The 26,217-nt window shown below is 49.7% G+C and carries 24 protein-coding genes; 5 read left to right on the plus strand and 19 right to left on the minus strand.

Features of this window, described 5'->3' with window-relative positions; translation table 11 throughout:
• Window positions 1-209 precede the first annotated feature (209 nt).
• Window positions 210-1,751, plus strand: coding sequence for a methyl-accepting chemotaxis protein (locus JC793_RS00065; protein ID WP_218427064.1), 1,542 nt, complete (start codon window positions 210-212; stop codon window positions 1,749-1,751).
• On the opposite strand, the gene JC793_RS00070 is transcribed toward JC793_RS00065, so the two are convergent.
• The 16 genes from JC793_RS00070 to asnC all read right to left on the minus strand — a co-directional run bounded on the left by JC793_RS00070 (window position 1,742) and on the right by asnC (window position 18,042).
• Window positions 1,742-2,902, minus strand: coding sequence for a methyl-accepting chemotaxis protein (locus JC793_RS00070; protein WP_181257617.1), 1,161 nt, complete (start codon window positions 2,900-2,902; stop codon window positions 1,742-1,744). The two genes, JC793_RS00065 and JC793_RS00070, sit on opposite strands and share 10 nt — an antisense overlap.
• Before the next feature lie 288 nt (window positions 2,903-3,190).
• Window positions 3,191-5,020, minus strand: a complete 1,830-nt coding sequence (gene glmS, locus JC793_RS00075) for a glutamine--fructose-6-phosphate transaminase (isomerizing) (RefSeq protein WP_107679593.1) — start codon at window positions 5,018-5,020, stop codon at window positions 3,191-3,193.
• 94 nt (window positions 5,021-5,114) lie between these two features.
• Entirely contained in the window at window positions 5,115-6,488 is a 1,374-nt protein-coding gene (gene glmU, locus JC793_RS00080) for a bifunctional UDP-N-acetylglucosamine diphosphorylase/glucosamine-1-phosphate N-acetyltransferase GlmU (RefSeq protein ID WP_218427066.1), read from the minus strand.
• A 129-nt stretch (window positions 6,489-6,617) separates the two neighbouring features.
• Window positions 6,618-7,043: a F0F1 ATP synthase subunit epsilon gene (locus tag JC793_RS00085; protein ID WP_004236731.1), complete on the minus strand. Its 426-nt coding sequence runs from the start codon at window positions 7,041-7,043 to the stop codon at window positions 6,618-6,620.
• A gap of 21 nt (window positions 7,044-7,064) precedes the next feature.
• Window positions 7,065-8,447, minus strand: a complete 1,383-nt coding sequence (atpD, locus tag JC793_RS00090) for a F0F1 ATP synthase subunit beta (protein ID WP_024473722.1) — start codon at window positions 8,445-8,447, stop codon at window positions 7,065-7,067.
• Between the two features lie 35 nt (window positions 8,448-8,482).
• Window positions 8,483-9,346 (minus strand): F0F1 ATP synthase subunit gamma, encoded by an 864-nt coding sequence (gene atpG / locus JC793_RS00095; protein ID WP_046892821.1) that lies wholly within the window; start codon window positions 9,344-9,346, stop codon window positions 8,483-8,485.
• Window positions 9,347-9,399: 53 nt separating this feature from the next.
• Window positions 9,400-10,941 (minus strand): F0F1 ATP synthase subunit alpha, encoded by a 1,542-nt coding sequence (gene atpA / locus JC793_RS00100; protein ID WP_025153702.1) that lies wholly within the window; start codon window positions 10,939-10,941, stop codon window positions 9,400-9,402.
• A gap of 14 nt (window positions 10,942-10,955) precedes the next feature.
• Window positions 10,956-11,489, minus strand: coding sequence for a F0F1 ATP synthase subunit delta (gene atpH / locus JC793_RS00105; protein ID WP_025153703.1), 534 nt, complete (start codon window positions 11,487-11,489; stop codon window positions 10,956-10,958).
• A 12-nt stretch (window positions 11,490-11,501) separates the two neighbouring features.
• The gene (gene atpF / locus JC793_RS00110) at window positions 11,502-11,972 is read right to left on the minus strand and encodes a F0F1 ATP synthase subunit B (protein ID WP_024473723.1); all 471 of its coding nucleotides are present in this window, start codon (window positions 11,970-11,972) and stop codon (window positions 11,502-11,504) included.
• 58 nt (window positions 11,973-12,030) lie between these two features.
• Window positions 12,031-12,270 (minus strand): F0F1 ATP synthase subunit C, encoded by a 240-nt coding sequence (gene atpE, locus JC793_RS00115; RefSeq protein ID WP_000429386.1) that lies wholly within the window; start codon window positions 12,268-12,270, stop codon window positions 12,031-12,033.
• Between the two features lie 48 nt (window positions 12,271-12,318).
• Entirely contained in the window at window positions 12,319-13,143 is an 825-nt protein-coding gene (gene atpB / locus JC793_RS00120) for a F0F1 ATP synthase subunit A (protein ID WP_004236738.1), read from the minus strand.
• Between the two features lie 30 nt (window positions 13,144-13,173).
• The gene (atpI, locus tag JC793_RS00125; protein WP_004236739.1) at window positions 13,174-13,551 is read right to left on the minus strand and encodes a F0F1 ATP synthase subunit I; all 378 of its coding nucleotides are present in this window, start codon (window positions 13,549-13,551) and stop codon (window positions 13,174-13,176) included.
• A gap of 603 nt (window positions 13,552-14,154) precedes the next feature.
• Complete coding sequence (rsmG, locus tag JC793_RS00130) at window positions 14,155-14,781, minus strand: 16S rRNA (guanine(527)-N(7))-methyltransferase RsmG (protein ID WP_218427068.1); 627 nt, start codon at window positions 14,779-14,781, stop codon at window positions 14,155-14,157.
• A gap of 3 nt (window positions 14,782-14,784) precedes the next feature.
• Window positions 14,785-16,674 (minus strand): tRNA uridine-5-carboxymethylaminomethyl(34) synthesis enzyme MnmG, encoded by a 1,890-nt coding sequence (gene mnmG, locus JC793_RS00135; RefSeq protein ID WP_218427070.1) that lies wholly within the window; start codon window positions 16,672-16,674, stop codon window positions 14,785-14,787.
• Window positions 16,675-17,046: 372 nt separating this feature from the next.
• Window positions 17,047-17,490: an FMN-binding protein MioC gene (gene mioC / locus JC793_RS00140; protein ID WP_052927981.1), complete on the minus strand. Its 444-nt coding sequence runs from the start codon at window positions 17,488-17,490 to the stop codon at window positions 17,047-17,049.
• A 90-nt stretch (window positions 17,491-17,580) separates the two neighbouring features.
• A complete protein-coding gene (asnC, locus tag JC793_RS00145) occupies window positions 17,581-18,042 on the minus strand; it encodes a transcriptional regulator AsnC (protein ID WP_004240216.1) in 462 nt (153 codons plus the stop codon).
• Window positions 18,043-18,205: 163 nt separating this feature from the next.
• Between asnC and asnA the strand changes: the two genes are divergently transcribed.
• Window positions 18,206-19,198: an aspartate--ammonia ligase gene (gene asnA / locus JC793_RS00150; RefSeq protein ID WP_218427072.1), complete on the plus strand. Its 993-nt coding sequence runs from the start codon at window positions 18,206-18,208 to the stop codon at window positions 19,196-19,198.
• 29 nt (window positions 19,199-19,227) lie between these two features.
• On the opposite strand, the gene viaA is transcribed toward asnA, so the two are convergent.
• From viaA to JC793_RS00165, 3 genes are all read right to left on the minus strand, one after another.
• Complete coding sequence (gene viaA / locus JC793_RS00155; RefSeq protein WP_218427074.1) at window positions 19,228-20,682, minus strand: ATPase RavA stimulator ViaA; 1,455 nt, start codon at window positions 20,680-20,682, stop codon at window positions 19,228-19,230.
• Entirely contained in the window at window positions 20,676-22,202 is a 1,527-nt protein-coding gene (gene ravA / locus JC793_RS00160) for an ATPase RavA (protein ID WP_218427076.1), read from the minus strand. The genes viaA and ravA overlap by 7 nt, the downstream gene beginning before the upstream one ends.
• Before the next feature lie 159 nt (window positions 22,203-22,361).
• Window positions 22,362-22,937, minus strand: coding sequence for a lytic polysaccharide monooxygenase (locus JC793_RS00165; protein WP_166706756.1), 576 nt, complete (start codon window positions 22,935-22,937; stop codon window positions 22,362-22,364).
• A 343-nt stretch (window positions 22,938-23,280) separates the two neighbouring features.
• On the opposite strand from JC793_RS00165, the gene rbsD reads away from it, so the two are divergent.
• The 3 genes from rbsD to rbsC are packed head-to-tail and all read left to right on the plus strand — an operon-like array spanning window position 23,281 to window position 26,188.
• Entirely contained in the window at window positions 23,281-23,700 is a 420-nt protein-coding gene (gene rbsD / locus JC793_RS00170) for a D-ribose pyranase (RefSeq protein WP_046892813.1), read from the plus strand.
• 7 nt (window positions 23,701-23,707) lie between these two features.
• Complete coding sequence (gene rbsA / locus JC793_RS00175) at window positions 23,708-25,213, plus strand: ribose ABC transporter ATP-binding protein RbsA (protein ID WP_218427078.1); 1,506 nt, start codon at window positions 23,708-23,710, stop codon at window positions 25,211-25,213.
• A 3-nt stretch (window positions 25,214-25,216) separates the two neighbouring features.
• Window positions 25,217-26,188, plus strand: coding sequence for a ribose ABC transporter permease (gene rbsC, locus JC793_RS00180; protein WP_166706757.1), 972 nt, complete (start codon window positions 25,217-25,219; stop codon window positions 26,186-26,188).
• Window positions 26,189-26,217 lie beyond the last annotated feature (29 nt).

Consider the following 26,217-nt stretch of genomic DNA (forward strand, 5'->3'; position numbering starts at 1 on the left):
AAAAAAGAATACCAGCAATATTGATGCAACAATTAAGTATCTCTTAAATTATTTCATTTCAATGACAAAAAATAATTTTTAAAAAAAAGTCATATATTTCCCGGTCATTTGAGAATATATTACCGCAAAAATAAAATAACCTATTCCGTGCTGTCTTCTTACAGTGCGGAGGACTCTTTTTAATTGTTTCACATTATCCCGGGGTTATCATGAAAAACAACATGCCTGTCACACAGCATGAGTATTCGCTTAACGATAATGCAATATTAATGTCAACCACTGACACTCAAAGCCATATAACCTATGCAAACTCTGCATTTATTACAGCAAGCGGATTTGAGGAAGGGCAGCTAACCGGACAACCTCATAATATTATCCGTCATCCGGATATGCCACCGGCTGCCTTTGCTGATATGTGGTATACCCTGCAACAGGGTGACAGCTGGACAGGTATTATCAAGAACCGCTGTCGTAACGGCGACCATTACTGGGTAAGAGCAAATGTCACCCCGGTATGGCACGATAAAAAATTAACCGGCTATATTTCTGTCCGTACAGTACCATCCCGCGATGAAATAAAAAAAAGCGCATCACTTTACAGCCGGTTAAAGAATAATAAACTAAACGGATACCGTCTTTTTAAAGGCGTTATTATCCGCAAAGGCAAACTGGCATTTTTATCATTAATGAAATGGCTGCCGGTCGGAAAGCGGATCAATTATTCCTTATTAAGTGTCATGTTATTAACGCTGGCTCTGTTATTTTCACCGTTAAATCCGTTTATTCAGGCGGGTGGCGTAGTGACTCTGTTTATTCTGTTATCGCTTTATCTTCAGTCACACGTTTCTCTGCCGGTTAAATTACTTCTGTCACAGATGAAAAAAGTCGTTTCCGGCCGTAAACCGGCCCCGGTACACATGGACAGAGTGGATGAAATCGGCCTGCTGATGCGCATGGTGAATCAGTCAGGGCTTAACCTGAATTCGCTGGTGGATGACGTCAGCACCCAGGTTGCCGGGATCAAAGCTATCAATCAGCGGGTTTCACAGGAAACGACTGCGCTGCATACCCGTTCAGAAGAAGCATCCGCCCATTTGCAGCAAACTGCCGTTGCTATTGAGGAGATCAGCAGTGCGGTGCAGCAGACGGCCGAAAGTGTCTATCTGACTATGAATATCGCCGGTAATGCGAGTAACAGTGCGACACAAAGCAACGAAACCATGCAGAAAACGATCGATATGATGCATACCATTTCTGCAGACAATAATCATATTGTCGATATCATCGGTGTGATTGACCGTATTGCTTTTCAGACCAATATTCTGGCTCTGAATGCCTCGGTGGAAGCCGCCCGTGCCGGAGATGCCGGACGGGGATTTTCTGTGGTGGCTGCAGAGGTACGCAACCTCGCACTGCATTCCGCCTCTGCCGCCAAAGAGATAAAAACCCTGATTGAGAAAAATGCGGCCAATGTCCGTACAGGTGTGACAATCGCAGAGCAGACTGAAACCCAGCTCGGGGAAATGGTCACCGATGTGCTGAAAATGTCATCCATGATCAATGAAATCGGCCTTGCCACCAAAGAACAGACTCAGGCGCTGGAGCTTATCAATGAATCTGTCGCCCGTATCGGCACCATGACCGGCAACAATACTGAAATGGTCAATAATGTTACCGGCGCCACCTCTGAACTGACGCGGCGGGCCTCACGGCTGCAGCAGGCAATACAGGTCTTCGGTAATCATGCCTGAGCAGATGCGGCAAACCGCGCTGCCCGTTTGCCGGTATTTAATACCGGTTTGCTGTGCGGCTGAGCAGCGGCATGATCTGTCAGGCGGAAATCCCGTGTCCGTGACTGTAAATCCGCAACCTGAACCTTAAGTGCATCAGAAGAACCGGCAAGCTCATCGGCGATCATCACACTGCCCTGAGTTGCCTGTTCCAGCTCGGAAAGGGCCGTTGCTATCTGCTCAATCCCCTGTTGCTGCTGCTGTGTGGAAACAGAGATCTGCGCCATCAGGCCGTTTACCCGCTCCGCCCCCTCAACAATCTTATTCATATTCACTTCGGCGCGGTGAACAATCTCCTCGCCCTGCTTCACATTATCTGTTGTTAATGAAATCAGTGATTTAATATTTTTTGCGGATTCCGAACTGCGGTGAGCCAGATTTCTGACTTCACCGGCAACCACAGTAAACCCTCTGCCGTGCTCACCGGCACGGGCCGCTTCTACTGCCGCATTCAGGGCCAGAATATTGGTCTGGAAGGCAATGGAATCAATAAGGGTGATGATTTCAGTCATCTTATTGGTGCACTCATTAATAGAATGCATATTGGTGGCAACTTCCTCCATCAGCTTGCCGCCATGTCCTGCAAACAGGGTTGCTTCCTGCGCGTGCTCACTGATCAGAACGGTATTTTCTGCATTGTTTTTTGTTCCGGCGGCAATTTCTTCCATATTGGCTGCCGTTTCCACCAGCATGGCTGATTGCTGCTCTGTCTTGGCGGACAGTTCAAAACTGCGCATTGCCAGTTGTTCAGATAACCCGGATGCCGAATCCGATGAGTTGCGGATCTCCCTGACCAGCAGAGAAAGGCTTTCCGCCAGCTGGTTCACCCCCGGGATCAGGCGTCCGGGACAGTTATTACCAAATACCGGTATCCGTACTGATAAGTTACCGGCATTGACCTCATCAATACTTTTTTTCACCGCGTTGATAGGCATCACCAGATACTTCGTGATGTAAAGCCATGAGCAGACAAACGTAAAAACACTGACAATATTAAGCATCACTAATTTGATCAATGCTGACAGGGGTAACAGAAATATAATATTAATTGTAGTGAAATTACAGATAAGAAATACAATAATAACCGTTCTTACACTGATGTTTTTAAGCATAATTCACTCCATAATTTGAATTTTGCGATATTTTTAGTTAATGAATCTTAATTTACTTTTTGTTTTATCTTTCTATATAATTGATTATTAACAGGGTAAATTCAAATTTTATTACTGATAAGTAAGTGAACTTAATCACATTTAGTTTACAAATATGATTATTGGTCAAATAATGATGTTGTTTTTCTTAACAATGGAAATACCCGGGTAAAAAAAAGCCGGAGTGCATCACAGCGATGCGCTCCGGGCCTGAATCTTTAATTCTCTGAAACTAAATCAGACTCCGGTTTATTCCACCGTCACTGATTTCGCCAGGTTACGCGGCTGATCCACATCGGTGCCTTTAATTAAGGCGACGTGATAGGAAAGCAGTTGTAACGGGATGGTGTAGAAGATTGGGGCAATAAGCTCTTCCACATACGGCAGCGGAATAATTTTCATATTTTCGCTGTCACTGAAACCGGCGTCTTTATCCGCGAAGACATACAGCAGACCACCACGGGCACGGACTTCTTCAATATTGGATTTCAGTTTTTCCAGCAGTTCGTTGTTCGGTGCCACAATAATAACCGGCATATCCGCATCAATCAGAGCCAGCGGGCCGTGTTTTAATTCACCGGCTGCATAGGCTTCTGCGTGGATATACGAAATCTCTTTAAGTTTCAGCGCGCCTTCCACGGCGATCGGGAACTGATCGCCGCGTCCGAGGAACAGTGCGTGGCTCTTGTCAGAGAAATCTTCCGCCAGTTGCTCGATGACTTTGTCCTGGGACAGCATGCTTTCGATGCGGCTCGGCAGAGCATGCAGCGCAGTCACAATGCTGTGCTCCAGTTCCTCACCTTTGCCTTTCAGACGACCGAGGTAAGCCACCAGCATCAGCAGAACAGTCAGCTGAGTGGTAAACGCCTTGGTGGAAGCCACACCTATTTCGGTTCCGGCTTTGGTCATCACAGCAAAATCAGATTCACGTACCAGCGATGAACCGGCAACGTTACAGATAGCCAGGGAAGTCAGATAACCCAATTCTTTACCCAGACGCAGCGCAGCCAGGGTATCTGCGGTTTCACCGGATTGTGAAATCGTGATCAGCAGGCTGTTCTTGCGGCAGGCCGGTTTACGGTAACGGAATTCAGAAGCGATTTCGACATCACATGGAATACCCGCCAGTGCTTCAAACCAGTAACGGGATACCATCCCGGCGTTGAATGACGTACCACAGGCAACAATCTGGATATGCTCGATACCGGACAGCACATCACGGGCTTTTTCACCCAGTTCGCTGAACTCAACCGTTTCATTGCGCAGACGCCCTTCCATCGTGTTTTTAATGGCCAGCGGCTGCTCATAGATCTCTTTCTGCATATAATGGCGGTAGATACCTTTATCACCGGCATCATACTGAACGTTGGATTCAATCACATCACGTTCTGCGGCATCACCATTGCAGTCAAAAATATGCACATGACGGCGGGTGATTTCGACGATATCCCCTTCTTCCAGGTAGATAAAGCGGCGGGTCACCGGCAGCAGCGCCAGTTGATCAGAGGCGAGGAAGTTTTCACCGACACCCAGACCAACCACCAGCGGACTGCCTGAACGGGCAGCAACCAGCAGTTCCGGTGTGCGGGAATCCATAATCACCGTACCGTAAGCACCGCGCAGCTGCGGAATAGCACGCTGCACAGCTTCACGCAGTGTACCGCCCTGAGAAAGCTCATGGTTTACCAGATGAGCGATAACTTCAGTGTCCGTATCGGAAGTGAACTGATAGCCGCGGCCTTTCAGTATTTCCCGTAATTCACTGTAGTTTTCAATAATACCGTTATGAACAACGGCGATAGTCCCGGAAACATGCGGGTGCGCGTTACGTTCCAGCGGTTCGCCATGCGTTGCCCAGCGTGTGTGCGCGATACCGGTGCCGCCGGAAACCGGCGTTTTTTCTGCTTCTTCCGCCAGCATTTTTACTTTGCCGACTTCACGCAGACGTGTCAGATGTCCTTCGCTGTCCACAACCGCCATACCGGCAGAGTCATATCCGCGGTATTCCAGACGACGAAGCCCTTCTAACAGAATTTCAGCGATATCACGTTGTGCTACTGCACCAACAATTCCACACATAGTTGTAAATTCCTGATTTAACGATGTCCTGCCTGATTGTTTTTACGGCGTTGCCGTGTCCCCGGGCTGTGTAGATATGGGGTTATTATTGTATTTACTTCTTCATTTTTACCGGACGTTTCCAGCCGGCAATCTGGGTTTGTCTGACCCGGCTTATCACCAGTTCATTCTCACCCACATCTTTGGTTACGGTCGTGCCGGCACCGACAGTCGCACCTTTCCCGATAGTGACAGGCGCCACCAGCTGGGTATCAGAGCCGACAAAAACATCATCGCCGATTACCGTTTTAAATTTGTTCGCACCATCATAATTACAGGTGATGGTTCCGGCACCGATATTCACATCATTGCCGATTTCCGCATCCCCCAGATAGCTGAGGTGCCCGGCTTTGGAGCCGGTGCCGAGTGTCGCTTTCTTCATTTCCACGAAGTTGCCGACATGGGCTTTATCCGCCAGCACAGAGCCCGGACGCAGACGGGCAAACGGCCCGACAGTACAGTCACGTGCCATTTCAGATGATTCAACCACGGTATACGGGCTGAGCACAGAGCCGTCACCGATAACACAGTCTTTCAGCACACAACCGGCGCCAATCACCACATTATCCCCGAGGGTCACATCCCCTTCGATAATAACATTCACGTCGATGATGACATCTTTACCGTGTGTCAGGGTGCCGCGCAGATCAAAACGCGCCGGATCGAGGATCATGACACCTTCGAGTAACAGACGATCCGCCTGTTCACGCTGATAAATACGCTCCAGCGCCGCAAGCTGAAGGCGGTTATTCACCCCTTCCATTTCACTCAGTTTTTCCGGATGAGCAGTCTCAATACGACGCCCTTCCTGATGCGCAATAGCAATAATATCGGTGATATAAAATTCACCCTGCGCATTATTGTTATTCAGTTTTGCTAACCAGCGTTTGAGATCACCGCCGTTGGCCACCAGAATACCGGTGTTGATTTCGTTGATTTTCTGCTGTTCTTCAGAGGCATCTTTCTGTTCGATTATCCCGGTCACCTGACCGTTTTCGCGGATAATACGTCCGTAACCCGCCGGGTTATCCAGGATCACCGTCAGCAGACCAATCCCTCCTTCCGGTTTGACCGCCATCAGGCGCTCCAGGGTTTCAGCCGCAATCAGCGGAACATCGCCGTACAGCATCAGAATATCTTCGTCATCGGCAAAGTGAGGTGCAGCCTGCTGCATCGCATGCCCGGTTCCCAGCTGTTCAGCCTGTAACACCCAGTTCAGATTCTGATCCGACAGCGTATTCTGTAATAAATCACCGCCGTGTCCGTAAACCAGATGCACGTTCTGTGCGCCCAGCGAAAGGGCTGTATCAATCACATGCTGAACCATCGGTTTGCCTGCCAGGTGATGTAACACCTTCGGCAGCGCGGAGTACATCCGGGTACCTTTACCCGCAGCGAGAATTACCACACTTTTAGCATTCGTAGACATAAGAAATCTGATCGCTCCTCTTTTAGAGTGCCAAGTAAACCTGTTTACACACGAAAATACCACATATTTCGCAACGCAAAAAAGCCAGTCAGCAGATACTGACTGGCTTTCATATTTTAACTGCCTCGGTTACATCATCTTCTTGGCTAATTCGTCAATTACACGTAATTTTGCAATTGCTTTTGCCAGTTCGGCTGATGCCTGAGCATAATCCACGTCACCATGTGCTTTCCGGATGTTTTCTTCTGCGCGGCGTTTTGATTCCATCGCCAGTGCAGCATCCAGATCATTTGCACGGATAGCCGTGTCCGCAAGTACGATAACGCCGTTTGGCTGTACTTCGAGCATTCCGCCTGAAAGGTAGATCAGCTCTTCTTCACCAAATTGCTTAACAATCCGTACCATGCCCGGTTTTATGGCAGTCAGCAGCGGGGTATGCATCGGGTAAATACCCAGCTCACCTTCACTGCCTGTCACCTGAATCTTCTGGACTAAGCCCTTAAACAGTTGTTTCTCGGCACTTACTACCGTCAGGTGAAACGTCATTGCAGACATATCAGCCTCCTGTCAACCGGATTAAATCTTCTTCGCTTTTTCCACAGCTTCTTCGATGGTACCAACCATGTAGAACGCCTGCTCCGGCAGATGGTCGTAATCACCTTCCAGAATACCTTTAAAGCCACGGATTGTGTCTTTCAGGGAAACGAACTTACCCGGTGAACCGGTGAAGACTTCTGCCACGAAGAACGGCTGAGACAGGAAGCGCTGGATTTTACGGGCACGGGCAACAACCAGTTTATCTTCTTCTGACAGCTCATCCATCCCGAGGATTGCGATGATATCTTTCAGTTCCTGATAACGCTGGAGGATTGACTGTACGCCACGGGCAACATCGTAGTGCTCCTGACCAACAACGAGCGGGTCAAGCTGACGGCTGGTGGAATCCAGCGGGTCAACCGCAGGGTAAATACCCAGAGACGCAATCTGACGGCTCAGAACAACGGTCGCATCAAGGTGGGCGAACGTGGTTGCAGGAGATGGGTCAGTTAAGTCATCCGCAGGGACGTAAACGGCCTGTACAGACGTGATAGAGCCTGTTTTGGTCGATGTGATACGTTCCTGAAGCACACCCATTTCTTCCGCCAGTGTCGGCTGGTAACCTACCGCTGAAGGCATACGGCCTAACAGCGCGGATACTTCAGTACCGGCCAGGGTATAACGGTAGATGTTATCAACGAACAGCAGTACGTCACGGCCTTCATCACGGAATTTTTCCGCCATGGTCAGACCGGTCAGTGCAACGCGCAGACGGTTTCCCGGTGGCTCGTTCATCTGGCCGTACACGAGTGATACTTTGTCCAGAACGTTGGAGTCAGTCATTTCATGATAGAAGTCGTTACCTTCACGTGTACGCTCACCCACCCCTGCGAATACAGAGTAACCGGAGTGCTCGATCGCGATGTTACGGATCAGTTCCATCATGTTTACGGTTTTACCCACACCCGCACCACCGAACAGACCGACTTTACCACCCTTCGCGAACGGGCAGATCAGGTCCATTACTTTGATACCTGTTTCCAGCAGTTCCTGGGAGTTAGACAGTTCTTCGTATGTTGGTGCAGCACGGTGAATAGACCATTTTTCTTCTGCGCCGATGTCACCTTTCATATCGATCGGATCACCCAGAACGTTCATGATACGTCCTAAGGTTTTCACGCCGACAGGGACTTCGATCGGGTGGCCTAAATCGGTTACTTCCAGATTACGGCTCAGACCGTCAGATGTACCCATAGCGATACAACGGACAACCCCGCCGCCTAACTGCTGCTGAACTTCCAGCACCAGTTTTTCATTACCATTTTTTACCTCAAGCGCATCGTACACTTTCGGTACTGCATCCTGAGGAAATTCGACGTCCACAACGGCGCCGATAACCTGGATGATTTTTCCAGTAGCCATCTTGAATCCTCTACGTAATTCGTAAAACCCGGGTGTTAAACCGCGGCAGCACCGGACACAATCTCGGTGAGTTCTTGTGTAATGCTTGCCTGACGCGCTTTGTTGTAAACTAAATTCAGCTCTTTGATCATGTTACCGCCGTTATCAGTTGCAGCTTTCATTGCAACCATACGCGCGGCCTGCTCACTGGCCAGGTTTTCCACAACGCCCTGGTATACCAGCGCTTCGATGTAGCGCCGTAAAAGGGAATCCAGTAACGCTTTAGGATCAGGTTCGTATAAATAATCCCAGGTTTTCTTCTTCAGGTTTTCGTCATCGCTTGGCGGTAACGGCAGAACCTGAACAATGGTCGGAACCTGAGACATGGTATTCACAAACCGGTTAGTTACAATGTACAGCTTGTCAAGACGACCTTCGTCGTAGGCCTGAAGCATGACTTTTACCGAACCGATAAGGTCAGCCAGCGAAGGTTCATCACCCATGCCGTTAACCTGAGCAACCACATTACCGCCCACAGAGGCAAAGAATGACGCTGCTTTGGACCCGATAAGTGCCAGATCAATCTGAACACCTTTGTCAGACCAATCTTTCATTTCGACAATCAGCTTCTTGAACAGGTTAATGTTCAAGCCACCACACAAACCACGGTCGGTAGAAACAACCAGGTACCCGACACGCTTAACCTCGCGTTCTTCGAGGTATGGATGTTTATATTCCAGATTACCTAACGCAATGTGACCAATCACACTGCGGATGGTCTCTGCATAAGGACGGCTGGCCGCCATGCGGTCCTGCGTTTTACGCATTTTGGACGCCGCGACCATTTCCATCGCTTTAGTGATCTTCTGCGTATTTTGTACGCTGGCGATCTTAGAACGTATCTCTTTTGCGCCGGCCATTTGCTCTCCTCATGAACCAGACGGCCTGTACTGTTCACACAGGCCGTTTAGTATTACCAGGACTGAGTCGCCTTGAAGGTATCGAGCACGTTTTTCAACTTCGCTTCGATATCATCGTTATAGCTACCCGTCTGGTCGATTTCTTTCAGAAGATCAGCATGTTCACGAGTGGCATAGCCAATCAGAGCAGCTTCAAACGGCACGACTTTCGAAATTTCGATATCTTCCAGGTAACCACGCTCAGCTGCATACAGTGACAGAGACTGTTGTGCCACTGACATTGGTGCATACTGTTTCTGTTTCAGCAACTCGGTAACTTTCTGACCGTGGTCAAGTTGTTTACGGGTTGCATCATCAAGGTCAGATGCGAACTGTGAGAACGCCGCCAGTTCACGATACTGTGCCAGAGCGGTACGGATACCACCGGACAGTTTTTTCATGATCTTGGTCTGTGCTGCACCACCCACACGGGATACGGAGATCCCCGGGTTAACCGCAGGACGGATACCGGCGTTGAACAGCGCAGATTCCAGGAAGATCTGACCATCAGTGATGGAGATAACGTTTGTCGGAACGAACGCTGATACGTCCCCTGCCTGAGTTTCAATGATTGGCAGCGCGGTCAGAGAACCGGTTTTACCTTTCACTTCACCCTTGGTGAACGCTTCCACATATTCCGCGTTAACACGCGCAGCACGCTCCAGCAGACGGGAGTGCAGATAGAAAACGTCACCGGGATATGCTTCACGTCCCGGCGGACGACGGAGCAGCAGGGAGATCTGACGGTAAGCAACCGCTTGTTTTGACAGGTCATCATAAATGATTAACGCGTCTTCACCGCGGTCACGGAAGTATTCACCCATTGCACAACCGGAATACGGAGCCAGATATTGCAGTGCCGCAGATTCAGACGCACTCGCGACCACAACAATCGTGTTGGCCAGCGCATTGTGCTCTTCTAATTTACGGACAACGTTAGCAATAGTGGACGCTTTCTGACCAATTGCGACGTAAATACATTTGATGCCGGAATCGCGCTGGTTGATGATTGCATCGATTGCCAGTGCGGTTTTACCGGTCTGACGGTCACCGATGACCAGCTCACGCTGACCACGGCCGATTGGAATCATCGCATCGACAGACTTATAACCGGTCTGTACAGGCTGATCAACGGACTGACGGTCGATAACACCCGGTGCGATAACTTCGACAGGTGAGAAACCATCGTGCTCAACCTGGCCTTTACCATCGATAGGCTCACCCAGGGTGTTGACCACACGGCCTAACAGGCCACGGCCAACCGGCACTTCCAGAATACGGCCGGTACATTTTACTTTCATGCCTTCTGCCAGGTCGGCATAAGGACCCATCACAACCGCACCAACAGAGTCGCGCTCCAGGTTCAGTGCGATAGCATAACGGTTGCCCGGCAGAGAGATCATCTCACCCTGCATAACTTCGGCTAAACCGTGGATACGAATGATACCGTCGTTGACGGAAACAATCGTACCTTCGTTGTGAGCTTCACTCACGACATTGAACTGAGCAATGCGCTGCTTGATCAGTTCGCTGATTTCGGTGGAATTCAGTTGCATATGCTCCAGTCCCCTTAAGACTGCAAGACGTCGGTTAGACGCTCGAGTCGATTGCGAATGCTGTTGTCGATGACAAGGTCACCGGCGCGCAATACAAACCCCGCGATAACTGACTTATCAATTTTGCAATTCAGCTTAACTTTGCGTGACAGACGTTTTTCCATCGCTGCAGAAATTTTCGCCAGCTGCTGTTCATTGAGTTCGCCGGCTGAAGTGACTTCAACCTCAACAGTTGACTCCAGCGCAGCCCGCAATGTTGCGAACTGACGGCTAACTTCCGGCAGGGTCACTAAGCGACCATTCTCAGCCATGATACGAACCAGGTTCTGCACATGCTCGTCAATCTGCTCACCGCAAACAGTGATAAACGCCTGAGCCAGGGTTTCCGGAGCAAAAGAACCGGAAATCAGATCTTCGATCTGCTCATTGCGAGTCACTTCAGCGGTAAATGCCAGCATGTTCTGCCATTTTTCAACGGCCTGGTTTTCCACAGCAAAGTCAAAAGCTGCTTTGGCGTAGGGGCGAGCTACAGTAACGATTTCTGACATGCCCCATCCTCCTTACAGTTCAGCGACAAGTTTATCAACGATGTCGCTGTTAGCAGCTTCATCCACGGAACGTTCAATAATTTTCTCGGCACCCGCGACAGCTAAAATGGCGACCTGTTTACGTAACTCTTCGCGAGCACGTTTGCGTTCGGCGTCAATTTCCGCCTGCGCCTGTGCTACGATTTTGCTACGCTCAACTTCCGCTTCTGCTTTTGCCTCATCGATGATCTGAGCGCGTTGTTTATTCGCTTGATCGATCAGGGCAGATGCTTCCGCTTTCGCTTTTTTCATTTGGTCGGTCGCATTGGCTTGCGCTAAGTCCAGGTCCTTTTTAGCACGTTCTGCGGAAGATAAACCGTCAGCAATTTCTTTCTGACGTTTTTCAATGGCCGCCATGATCGGTGGCCATACATACTTCATACAGAACAAAACAAACAGGACAAACGCGATGGCCTGGCCGAGGATTGTTGCGTTAAGATTCACAGCACAATACCTCTTTATCTAATTGAGTTGATGTAAATATCCGGGAGTGGCCGTATCACTACGCAACCGCAAACATTACATACAAGCCCAGACCTACAGCGATCATCGGGATGGCGTCAACCAGACCCATTACGATGAAGAACTGAGTACGCAGCAGAGGGATTAAATCCGGCTGGCGTGCAGCGCCTTCTAAAAATTTCCCACCGAGGATGCCGATACCGATCGCAGCACCGATAGCCGCCAGGCCCATCATTACAGCGGCAGCCATGTACAGCAGATCCATATTCAGGTTTTCCATGACAGTCTCCAGTTTGTTTCAGTTAAATCACAGTTATTGATAATAAAATTAATGCTCTTCAGACGCCATCGACAGATAGACGATCGTCAGAACCATGAAAATAAAGGCTTGTAACGTAATAATCAGTATGTGGAAAATCGCCCACGGAAGGCTCAGTAACCATTGTGACCACCACGGTAGCAGACCTGCAATAAGAATGAAGATCAGCTCACCTGCATACATGTTCCCAAACAGTCGCAGACCGAGGGAAACAGGTTTTGACAGCAGGCTTACCCCTTCCAGAATCAGGTTGACAGGAATGAATAACGGATGGTTAAAAGGCTGTAATGTCAGCTCTTTTGCAAATCCTTTCACGCCTTTCATCTTGAAGCTGTAAAAGAGGATAAGAACGAATACACCAATCGCCATCGACAGTGTGATACTTACGTCTGCGGTCGGAACGATACGCAGCGCAGGTAAACCGAGGATGTGTTCACCGATATACGGAATGAAGTCGATTGGTAATAAGTCCAGTGCGTTCATCAGCAGCACCCACACGAACACAGTTAATGCGAGAGGTGCAATAACCTTGCTCTTGCCGTGATACATATCACGGACGTTGCTGTCAACGAAGCCGATAAGCATTTCTACCGCAGTCTGAAATTTCCCGGGAACGCCACTTGTCGCTTTCTTTGCCACCCTTCTGAAAAGCCATAAAAAGAAAATACCTAATACGACTGAGAAGAAAAGGGAGTCAATGTTCAGCGTCCAAAAAGATGGAGTCGCGTTCGCATGGGGATTGACCAACTCGAAAGTATTCAGGTCCAGCTGAAGGTTATTCAGATGGCCACCGATATACTCTTTTGTGGTTAAACTTTCTCCTGATGCAGACATGATGCCTCTTACCCTTTGTTGTTAAAACCGCTAACCGCTTAGCACGGCCGGTGCGATAATCTGCACGAAAAGCACCGCTAAATAGGTCAAGACCAGTGGTGCAACTGCCGCTTTAAACACTCCTAAAGCAATCATCAGTATCGCTATCGCGAAGATAACTTTAAACCCTTCCCCCACCACAAAAAACCATGCAATCCGGTACGACTGCGGTTCCTCATGCGCTTTCTGCCGGTTACTGATCAGCAAAAAAATCGCATTCGGTATCCATGCGGCAACTCCCCCGGCAAGCGCGGAAGCCCCCCATTCGATACTTTTTATGCAAAAAAGCGCACTAAGAACAACAAACGTCATAAACTGCAAAAACAACAGTTTTTTGGTCAATTTTCCGTTGAAAAGGGAGACAGACATGACATTTAGTTTCTCCGTGTGCACCTTCCGGGGTCAGGCTTACTGAATGATGTATAAAACTGCCTTTGAGCGAGAGTGTCAAGAGACAAAAACGTGCAAATTATACGGGCAGCCAGATTGTTTTCAATCAATAAGTAGCGAAAAAGTGAATAAAAATTTAATTTCTTTGCCGCCGCCACAAATCGTACAAAAAATAGAGTCTACCCTACCTCGGAATACGACGTGCAACTCATTTCTGAAACGTGACAAAAATCACATAACATAAAATACATTAGTTGAATTAACATTTTATAGCGATTAGCAGCTGTAAAAATAGCAATATCAATCAATCAGTTAATCAAAAAAATAAATATTTAACTGATATTTACAGATTAATTTTAAATAAAATAAATAATTTTGAAATAATACGTTATCCGTAAAAACGATTCGGCATAAAATTTTTCGCAGATAAACTTGCCGGAAAGTAACCAATCAGCCGTTGTTACTTTGTAACGGCCCGGTTACGCATTTTATTTTCGTCTCCGGAAAAACAAAGGGACGGTGCAGAAAATGCGCTGACTCCGTCCCCTTAAAAATATTTCTGTTTTTTGACGTACAGCAAACTCAGTTTGGCTTAAGAATCACCAGATGACGCTGTTCATCAAGTTGCGGCACGACCAGTTTTTCGACACTGACGAGAGAAATACCGGCCGGTAACCGGGTCAGTTCCTCTTCCGGCACACTGCCTTTCAGTGCAAAAAAGCGTCCGGTTCCGGATGCCGGCAGGTGATGACACCAGCTGAGCATATCGTCCAGTGATGCAAACGCACGACTGATAACCCCGTCAAATGGTTTGCCCTGATACTCTTCCACGCGGCTCTGAACCGGTTCGATATTTGTCAGCCCCAGTTCATGCTGAACCTGTTTCAGGAAGCGCACACGCTTGCCCAGGCTGTCGAGCAGGACAAAGTGAGACTCAGGCCGGACAATCGCCAGCGGCACGCCGGGAAGCCCGGGACCGGTTCCGACATCAATAAACCGGCTGCCGGTCAGATGCGGCTCCACCACAATGCTGTCCATGATATGACGCACCAGCATCTGCTCCGGCTGACGGACAGAGGTCAGGTTATAGGCCTTGTTCCATTTGTGAAGCATCTCCACATAACCGGTCAGCTGCTGTTTCTGCTGATCGGTCAGCCGGATGTCCGTACTGCGCAGCAATGCGGTAAGTTGTTGCTGTAAATCACTCATCCGTTATGCACTCCGGCGCAGGAGGCCCTGCTTTTTCAGCCAGACCAGCAGAATCGAAATGGCGGCCGGTGTGATACCGGAGATCCGCGATGCCTGACCGATCGATGTCGGTTTGTGGTCGTTCAGTTTAGCCACCACTTCGTTGGAAAGTCCGCTCACCTGTTTGTAATCGAGATCAACAGGCAGTGTGGCGTTCTCATTACGCAGCTGGCGCTGAATTTCGTCCTGCTGGCGGGAGATATACCCCTCGTATTTCACCTGGATTTCCACCTGCTGTGCTGCGGCCGGTGAATCAACGCCCGGCGCGAAATCACTCAGGGTCATCAGGCGGTTATAGTCCATTTCCGGACGGCGGAGAAGATCCTCCCCGGTCGCTTCTTTGGAAAGAGGGGTATTCAGGATCGCGTTGATCTCTTTCACGCTTTCGGATTGCGGATGAACGCGGATGTCTCTCAGGCGCTGACGTTCTTTCTCGATCAGCTCCATTTTTTCGCTGAAGTGCGCCCAGCGGGCGTCATCCACCAGTCCGAGTTCACGGCCTTTTTCCGTCAGACGGGCATCTGCGTTGTCTTCACGCAGCATCAGACGGTATTCCGCCCGTGAGGTAAACATCCGGTACGGCTCTTTGGTGCCGAGTGTGCACAGGTCGTCCACCAGCACGCCGATATAAGCCTGATCACGGCGCGGGAACCAGCCTTCCTGATCAGCAGAATAGCGGGCGGCGTTCAGACCGGCCAGCAGCCCCTGGGCAGCAGCTTCCTCATAACCGGTGGTGCCGTTGATTTGTCCGGCAAAGAACAGGCCGTGCAGATATTTGCTTTCCAGGGTTTGTTTCAGGTCGCGCGGGTCAAAGAAATCATACTCGATAGCATAGCCCGGACGCATAATCCGTGCGTTTTCCATGCCTTTCATCGAGTGAACAATCTGCATCTGCACATCAAACGGTAAGCTGGTGGAGATACCGTTCGGATAAATTTCATGGCTGGTCAGCCCTTCCGGCTCCAGGAAGATCTGATGCTGGTTACGATCCGCAAACCGCATTACTTTATCCTCAATGGACGGGCAGTATCGCGGGCCGATCCCCTCGATCACACCGGCATACATCGGGCTGCGATCAAGGTTATTGCGGATCACTTCATGGGTTTTTTCATTGGTGTAGGTGATGTGGCACGGCATCTGTTCCGGATGTTCATCCGCACTGCCCATGAAGGAGAATACCGGCATCGGGTTGTCACCAAATTGCGGTGTCAGCCGGGCAAAATCGATAGTCCGTGCATCAATACGCGGTGGTGTTCCTGTTTTCAGGCGTCCGACACGCAGCGGCAGTTCCCGCAGACGGTGTGAGAGTGAAACTGACGGCGGATCACCGGCACGGCCGCCGCTGTAGTTTTCCAGTCCGATATGAATTTTGCCGTCCAGGAATGTCCCGACAGTCAGTACCACCGATTTGGCTCTGAATTTCAGTCCCATCCGGGTTACCGCACCGGTAACAATATCGTTTTCAACGATAAGATCTTCAACCGGCTGCTGGAAGATCATCAGGTTAGGCTGGTTTTCCAGCGCAGTACGAACGGCCAGCCGGTAAAGCACACGGTCAGCCTGAGCACGGGTGGCATGGACTGCCGGCCCTTTGCTGGCGTTCAGGGTTCTGAACTGAATACCCGCACGGTCAGTGGCATGTGCCATTAATCCGCCGAGTGCATCGATCTCTTTAACCAGATGCCCTTTACCGATCCCACCGATAGCAGGGTTGCAGGACATCTGACCCAGAGTGTCGATATTGTGAGTCAGTAAAAGTGTTTGACGGCCCATACGTGCCGCTGCCATTGCAGCTTCAGTACCGGCGTGGCCACCGCCGATAACAATGACGTCAAAATGATCCGGATAAAACATGTTAAACCTTCATTACAAAATGCAGTAGTGCATCGGGGGAGAGAATATAACTCAACTCTTGCCGTCTGACCATGAGCGGTAAAGACGCAGGTAATTATATAAAGATCTTTTTATTTAAAGATCTCTTTATTAGATCTTTTATTAGGATCGCGATCCTCTGTGGATAAGTGATAAATCCCCATAAAGATCATAAAACTGTAAAGGATCATTTCCTGTGCAGTACCGTTGATCCTGTTCAGTATAAGCTGGGGTCAAAACGGGTACTTATTCACAGGGCCTGGCGGAGAGTGATCTTATACAGTGAATAACTACGGGTTGATCGCAAGTTGATCCCCGAGTTATCCACAGTTGATCGCTGTTTTTATCAGCAAATCAGAGTAAATTTTTCCATTCTTCGATCCAGATCTCAGCCGGATCTTCAGGAATATCGTGTTTCTGGATATCAATTTCGAGTGACTGACCGATTTTTTCCGCACCTAAAGAGGCAAGAAGGGTATCCAGTGTACGGACCGCACCACAGAACGTGTCATATTCACTGCTGCCGATTCCGATGGCACCGTAACGGACAGTGCTGAGATCAGGCTGCTGTTCACGCAGTGCATCGGCAAACGACTGTATATTTTCAGGGAGATCACCGGCACCGTGTGTGGAGGTGACTATTAACCAGGTACTGTTCTGCTGCGGCACGTCATCCGCTTCAGGCCCGTGCTGCACATCTGTGGTAAAACCGGCGTTTTCCAGTATTTCAGCAACATGTTCAGCGACATATTCTGCGCTGCCCATTGTACTGCCTGTGATGAGAGTAACTGTGGTCATGGTGATCCCCTGCTGTAAAGAGCGGCTATTGTACGCTGTGAAACAGCTGGGATCTACCTGTGGATAATGTGGTTATAAGAAATTTTTTTTTTACGGGCGGATCGTCCGTATGATCGGATTCTGTAAGGAGATCAGGGTTTCAGTGGACTGTATCTCATCAATACTCTGTATCTTGTTGATAAGTACGTCCTGCAAAGATTCTATTGTTTTGCACATCACCTTTATAAAAATGCTGTATTGCCCGGTGGTGTAATAGACTTCCACCACTTCATCCAGCTTATCGAGTTTTTTGAGGGCAGCGGGATAATCTTTGGCACTTTTCAGGATGATGCCGATAAAGCAGGTCACATCAAATCCCAGCTGCTTTTCACTGATATCCACCCGGGTACCGGTGATAATACCTGCCTGTTTCATTTTCTCGACCCGGACATGAATGGTGCCGGGACTGACGGCAAACTTTTTCGCCAGTTCGGCGTAAGGTGTGCGGGCATTCGCCATTAAAGCGTGAAGTATGTCACGGTCCAGATTGTCGATCTGATAAATTTCGGCCATTTTATGCCCCTTAAATTAACGAAAATTCATTTTTAGCATCATAAAAATGAATTTTATAAATAGCAAAGGGTATTTTTGCTAAAGGATATTGAATTTATACCCCATTCTGTTGCTTAATCTATTTCACAGGCAATACATGTTCCGCATATCAAGGATTATTATCATGGAAAAATCATTCATCCGACAGCAGCAGCAAATCAGCTTCGTGAAGTCATATTTCTCACGTCTGCTGGAAAAACAACTGGGCCTTATTGAAGTCCAGGGGCCAATCTTAAGCCGCGTGGGTGATGGTACTCAGGATAATTTATCCGGCAGCGAGAAAGCGGTTCAGGTGAAAGTTAAATCATTGCCGGGCTCAACCTTTGAAGTCGTGCATTCACTGGCTAAATGGAAACGCAAAACCTTAGGGCGTTTTGATTTTCTGCCGGGTCAGGGTCTGTACACCGACATGAAAGCGTTGCGTCCTGATGAGGATCGCTTAACCCCAATCCATTCTGTCTATGTTGATCAGTGGGACTGGGAAAAAGTGATGGCAGATAAGGAGCGTACGCTGCCTTATCTGAAGCAGACAGTGAGTAAAATATATCAGACAATAAAAGAAACAGAACTTGCAGTAAGTAAGGAATTTGGTCTGACACCGTTCCTGCCGGACCAAATTCATTTTATTCACTCTGAAGAGCTGCTTGCGCGTTATCCGGACCTGGATGCCAAAGGTCGTGAACGTGCCATCGCGAAAGAACTGGGTGCCGTATTCTTAATCGGTATCGGCGGTAAATTATCTCATGGTGAGTCCCATGATGTCCGTGCACCGGATTATGATGACTGGACCACTGAGAACAGTGACGGTTACAAAGGCCTGAACGGGGATATCCTCGTATGGAACCCGGTTTTACAGGATGCGTTTGAGTTATCCTCAATGGGTATCCGCGTCGACCCGGTCACCCTGGCGCGTCAGCTGGAGCTGACCGGCCAGCAGGTACGGATGGAGCTGGACTGGCACAAATCGCTGGCAGCCGGTGAAATGCCGCAGACTATCGGCGGCGGGATCGGCCAGTCACGTCTGGTGATGTTACTGCTCCAGCGCAGCCATATCGGCCAGGTGCAGTGCAGTGTGTGGGCACCGGAAGTACGTGAAACCATCTCTGATATGCTGTAATACTTTTGCTGTACGGTGAGCCCGGAGGCTCACCGCCTGAAACGGCGCAGCAGACGATTTTTTAAGCCGGTATCAAAACGCCAGATGTGATCAAAAATCCGCATGATACCGGGCTTTCCGTAATGGGACAGGGCTACCGCATGGAAGCGGTGTTTTCCCTGCTGCTGTGAACGTTTAACCTGCTTTACCACTTCATCCGGCAGCCGCTGGGCAATAAAATCAGATATCACCACCACATCCGCATCACGCCACTGCGGTGTCTCCAGCCGTTTTGCTGTTTCTGTCAGACAGGACGCCAGATCTGTTCCGCCTTTAAAACTCTGCAGCAGAAAGCGGGTCATTTGTTCGATGCCGTCCTGACCGAGAAAATCATAATGTACCTGTTCGGTGGAAAAGAGCATGACATGACACTGCCGGTTATCGGCCATGGCAATTTTGACCAGTGCAAGACAAAACGCTTTGGCGCAGCGTTCATTAAAGCCGCCCATCGAACCGGAAGTATCGATACAGATAATGAAAGGACCGCGCGGCTGTTTTTCATCTTTATGATGAACGATCGGCCGCATCACCTGCCGTTCCTGCCAGTGATCGCCCTGTAACCGGTAGGTATACAGCTGTTTCTCGGCCAGCTTCCGGTAAAATTCCAGCTCCAGGCCGCTGATGCCGAGTAATGCCAGCTCTGCGGGCAGAAGACGCAGCACATCATCACTCAGCCCGACCCCGCTGACCTCTTCCGGGGTCTGATCCGGCACCAGCTCAGTTATGATGACCGGTTCTGTCACCGCACTGTCCTGAGGAACGGATTTTGCTGTCTGGCTGCGCCCCAGCAGCGAGGCCAGTTTTTCCAGTTCCGGCTGGGTTTTTAAGAACTCGCTGTAACGCAGCAGGAGATCATCCGCCGGTCTCGGGGATTTCAGTGATCCTTTGGTCAGATCCCATAACTTGCCGGAAGCCTGTTCATTTTCACTGATGATCGGATCAAGATTGCCGCTCAGCGCCAGATGCTGCTGAAGCTCGGCGAGGAGCTGTTCTTTTTCCTGCTCCAGAATCTCTTTGTGGTAAGCGGTGACCTGTAAAATCAGGCTGATACGCCAGCGCTGATTGAATAATATCTGATGGGAGGTGGTCTCCTGCTCATCTCTGTGCAGGCGGTGGGCTTCCGGAGAGAACGGGGAGTTTATGTCCTCCAGCGCTTTGAGTATTTCCGGCAGCTGACGGTAAAATTCTGTCCGGTCTGCGGCTGTGCTTTTCTGGTAAAGACAGAATTCATCCGCCAGTGCCGCCGGAACCAGCGCTTCTCTGACCCGTTCTTCCAGTGATTTGCGCCACGACGGCAAATCGGTCAGCACCGCCCGGCGTAAACGCGGGTGTTTTTCGAAAAACCAGGCCAGTTGCGGGGCGGCCAGCAGTGTCAGCAGGATCTCTTCAATCAGTTCCCCTTCATTGACGGCCAGCGCGACATCCAGTGCCGAAAGACTTAACACGGAGTGCTGCCCATCTGCTGAGTCAGTTTATCGAGACGCTCTGTCACCGGCAGGAAACTTTCCTCTATCTGCGCAATCCAGTCATCACTGACAAACAGCGCCGGTTGATGCTGTGCAAACAGCTGACGCTGCTGTACCAGGGTCTGACGGATTCCGAAAAGCTTATCCAGCCAGATTTGCGTTTGTGCTTCTGTCATCCGGCTGTCAGTATCCGCAGGGAACAGCGTGCTGCTGCGCAGGCTGACATCACGCAGTTCCAGCAGACCGTTATCATTCACGGCGGCAGAAACCGACTGAGTAAACCCGATACCATTGAGTTTTGCCGCAATGTTCCCTCCTTTATCAAAGACGCCTTTATCAAAGAAGGTATCAAACGCACTGCGTTCAATAGTCACATGGGTAACGGTCATATCATGTAATGTCAGGGGATTATGTAAAAACAGCGTTACCGGGCCGGGCTGCAGGGTATCCGGTAACGCATAGCTGACTTTGCGCCCGAAACGGGCACTGCTGCGGATAACACTGAAGGCATCCTGCTGTTGCCGGGTCTGTGTTTCCAGTATCCATTCCTGATAGTACTTTTCCAGCTTCAGCAGCAGGCTGCGCTGCTGATAGGCCTGCTCACACACCAGTTGTGTCAGCAGCTGCGGAACAGATTTCAGTGACGCGGAATCATGCCACAGGCAATCTTTCAGCAAAATCAGATCAAGAGGCGTGATACTGCTGTGGTCGTTGAAAAACGCACTGGCCTGTAACAGCCGCAGTGCTTTTTTCCAGCGCCGGTCTGAGATATACGGCGCGTTATCCAGCCGTTCAATCTGCTGACGCAGCTGATAAATCAGTTCAAATATTTGATCGGTCAGCACAACACGGTCAATTTCTTCCTGCCACTGATGATATTCCTCATCGGTTACCTGAAGATGCGCGGGGATCTGTTCATCTGATGCGCCGGGTGTGACGGTAAGCATGGCGCGGAAACTCTGTTTTTCCTGTAGTTTATCCAGCCATAAGCGGATCAGCATCCGGTCATAGAGGGCTTCCAGGCTGCTGTCGTTATCCGGCAGTTCGTTGGAGGCGGCCACCAGCAACCGCATCGGGATAGCGCTTTCGCTGTCGCCGTTACGGTATTTGCGTTCGTTAATCGCGGTCAGCAGGGTATTAAGGATAGCGGGACCGGCTTTCCAGATTTCGTCGAGAAACACGATTTCCGCATCCGGCAGATATCCCTGCGTGATGCGCTGATATTTCCCTTCATCTTTCAGTGCCTGAATAGAGAGCGGGCCGAAGATCTCCTCCGGGGTGGAGAAGCGGGTCATCAGGTACTCAAAAGCACGGGCGTCACTGAAAACCAGTTTCATCCGCCGTGCAATCATACTTTTGGCTATTCCCGGCGGGCCGAGCAGAAAAACACTTTCCCCGCTGAGGGTTGCCAGTAAGCAGAGCCGGATGGCGTGCTGTCGTTCATACAGCCCGGATTCCAGATGTCGGCTCAGCCGGGCGATACGTTCAGAACGTTGCATGGGACTCCCGTGAATTTACTGATGCAGTTTCTGCGTTTATAAACTAAAAAAGCTACCGCGTTTACTGCGTAAAATCACGTTTCTTCTGCTTTTTGCGCAAATAGTGATAAAAAAATTGCCGGGGATACCGGCAATGCTGTTAATCAGTAAAACAGAACATCAGTCAAACCGGACATCAATCACCTGATAGAAACTGTTGGCGGTATCCGCGATTTCCCATACACCGTAAATAATCTGATAGCCGCTCCGTTCCGGAATGGTGCACTGATGTGTCACTGTCTGCGGCGGAACCTGATTTTTACCGTCATAACTACAGAATGGTTCGGATTCAAATGATGCCCGGGTCAGCGGGGCTCCCGGCTGCCAGTCCGGTCTGGTGATGTAGTAACGCCAGTTACGGGTTTTGTGGGCAGCTGTTATTTTCCAGGTGAATATGGCGGTTCCCGGTTTTACCGTTATCTGATGCCAGTTATCACCGGGGGTATCGAGTGGCAGAAAACGCTCAATACCACCACTGGCAAGCCGGCCGTCCGGCGGGAATTTTCCGTCCGGAAATCCGGAGAATGTTTCAATACTTTGTGGTTCCCATTGGGCGGAGCCACACATTGCAGCGGGATTTTTACCGTCACGGCAATTTGCTGCCCGTGAGGCCGGTTCAGTGATATAGCCGTGAGCAAACGCCTGAGAAGTCAGTAAACAGAAAAGTATGCCGGCAAATGCCGTTTTTTTCATCATAAGAAGATCTCCGGTATGAGAGGGGAAATCAACATAACAACACCGGGATATGTTCTGCGATGTCATAACTTATCAGTGGTGTAACAGAGTGATAAAAAATCCGGGATATCAGGGAGGAAAACCGGTGATTTCTGCGGGGAAGCTGCCGGATCACCGGCATTTTTCTGCCGGTATGATTGAATCCATTCAGCTATAACTCATTCAATCAGTTATATTTTTTATTTAACATATTCACAAGCGAAACGTTTCGATCACCATCACATTTTTCGGGAATGAATATTGAGTTTTCCCGTATTTTTTCTACCATAGTTTAAAAGCGAAACGTTTCGCTCAGGAGGATTTTATGAAGAAAGGGGCTTTACTGAACGGTGATGTTTCCGCAGTTATCGCACGTCTGGGTCATACCGACCATATTACTGTTGCTGATGCCGGGCTGCCGATCCCGCCCGCCACACCGCGTATTGATCTGGCATTAACACAGGGTGTGCCTGATTTTATGTCGGTGTTTAAAGTCATCACACAGGAGATGCAGGTGGAAGCCGCTCTGATGGCGGAAGATATCCAGACACATAACAGTGACCTGCATGATGCGATTGTGGCTCATCTGAAAGCACTGGAATTACAGCAGGGGAATGTGATTCAGATTCAGTATGTTACTCATGCTTCTTTCAAATTACAGACACAAAACAGCCGTGCCGTGATCCGGACCGGTGAGTGCACACCGTTTGCCAATGTGATGCTGTTCTCCGGCGTGACATTCTGAGGTGTCTATGGAACCGTTACTTGAACTCAAAGGTATCGATAAAGCTTTCCCGGGTGTGAAAGCCTTATCCGGTGCCGCCCTGCGGGTTTATCCCGGCAGAGTGATGGCGCTGGTCGGAGAGAACGGCGCCGGTAAATCCACCATGATGAAAGTACTGACCGGGATCTATAAAAAAGATGCCGGTCAGATTCTGTTTCTGGGGCAGGAGCGTCAGTTTACGGGGCCGAAATCGTCTCAGGAAGCCGGTATCGGGATTATCCATCAGGAACTGAACCTGATCCCGGAACTGACGATTGCAGAGAATATTTTCCTCGGCCGCGAATTTACCGGCCGTTTCGGCAATATCGACTGGAAAAAGATGTATGCCGAAGCGGATAAGTTACTGGCCCGTCTGAATCTTTCTTACAGCAGTCACCGGCTGGTGGCGGAACTGTCTATCGGCGATCAGCAGATGGTGGAAATCGCCAAGGTGCTTAGCTTTGAGTCGAAAGTCATTATTATGGATGAACCGACGGACGCACTGACCGACACCGAAACCGAATCACTTTTCAGTGTGATCCGCGAATTGCGTGAGCAGGGCTGCGGGATTGTCTATATATCTCACCGTCTGAAAGAGATTTTTGAGATTTGCGATGATGTGACGGTATTCCGCGACGGCCAGTTTATCGGTGAAAAACCGGTATCTGACCTGACAGAAGATACCCTGATTGAAATGATGGTCGGGCGCAAGCTGGAAGATCAGTATCCGCGTCTGAATCTGCCGCGCGGCAAAGAGAAGCTGGTGGTGAAAAACCTGTGCGGCCGCGATGTGCATGATGTCAGTTTCACGCTGCATGAAAACGAAATTCTCGGTGTTTCCGGGCTGATGGGCGCGGGACGTACTGAACTGATGAAAATCATTTACGGTGCGATGGCAAAAACCGGCGGTACTGTCGAAATGGACGGCAAAATCTGTCAGATAAACTCGCCGAAAGCCGGACTGAATAACGGTATCGTGTATATCTCCGAAGACCGCAAACGTGATGGTCTGGTACTGGGGATGTCAGTAAAAGAGAACATGTCTCTGACCGCGCTGCCGTATTTCAGCAGCAAAACCGGACGCCTTAATCATAAAGAAGAGCATCTGACCGTCAGTGATTTCATTCAGCTGTTCAATATCAAAACCCCGGGTATGGATCAAATCATCGGATTTTTATCCGGCGGTAATCAGCAGAAAGTGGCGATCGCCCGCGGCCTGATGACCCGGCCGAAAGTCCTGATCCTCGATGAACCGACACGCGGTGTGGATGTCGGGGCGAAGAAAGAGATTTATCAGCTGATCAACAAATTTAAACAGGAAGGCCTGAGTATCATCCTTATTTCATCGGAAATGCCGGAAGTTATGGGGATGAGTGACCGGATTCTGGTCATGCACGAAGGGCGGATAAGCGGGGAGTTTGCCGCGGAAAACGTCACTCAGGAAGCATTAATGGCCGCCGCAGTCGGCAAACAATATGGCGCAGGGCAGGAGTAAGATATGCGTACAGATTCAACCCCGGCGTCAAAACGCTGGTTTTCCAAAGAATGGCTGCTTGAGCAGAAATCACTGATAGCACTGCTGATCCTGATTGTGATTGTCTCCATGATCAGCCCGAACTTTTTTACCCTGAATAACCTGTTCAACATCCTTCAGCAAACCTCTGTTAACGCCATTATGGCCGTGGGGATGACGCTGGTGATCCTGACTTCCGGGATTGACCTGTCTGTCGGCTCTCTGCTGGCACTGACCGGCGCGGTGGCAGCCTCCATGGTGGGAGCAGATGTTAACGCCATTGTTGCGGTTGCGGGTGCACTGGCACTGGGCGCGGCTATCGGCGGCGTGACCGGGGTGATTGTTGCCAAAGGGAAAGTGCAGGCCTTTATCGCCACACTGGTGATGATGCTGTTATTGCGCGGTGTAACCCGTGTGTATACCGACGGCAGCCCGATCAGCACCGGATTCAGCGATAATGCGGATGTGTTCAACTGGTTTGGTATCGGCCGTTTGTTCGGTATTCCGGCACCGGTCTGGCTGATGATTGTTGTTTTTGCGGCGGCCTGGTATCTGCTGCATCACACCCGTCTGGGACGTTATATCTACGCACTGGGCGGTAATGAATCCGCCACCCGCCTGTCCGGTATTAATGTCGATAAAATCAAAATTATTGTTTACGCACTTTGTGGTCTGCTGGCGGCGTTAGCCAGTGTGATTGAAGTGGCGCGTTTATCTTCCGCACAGCCGATGGCCGGTAACGGTTACGAGCTGGATGCGATTGCGGCGGTGGTTCTGGGCGGCACCAGTCTCGCCGGTGGTAAAGGCCGTATTATGGGCACCCTGATCGGGGCGCTGATTTTAGGTTTTCTGAACAACGCGCTGAATCTGCTGGGGATCTCCTCCAACTACCAGATGATTGTCAAAGCGGTTGTGATTTTGCTGGCTGTACTTGTTGATAATAAAAGCAGTAAATAATCCACTTACCCGAATCCTGCAAGGAACTG

It is taken from the genome of Morganella morganii, assembly GCF_019242955.1.
GTDB classification, from domain to species: Bacteria; Pseudomonadota; Gammaproteobacteria; order Enterobacterales; family Enterobacteriaceae; genus Morganella; species Morganella sibonii.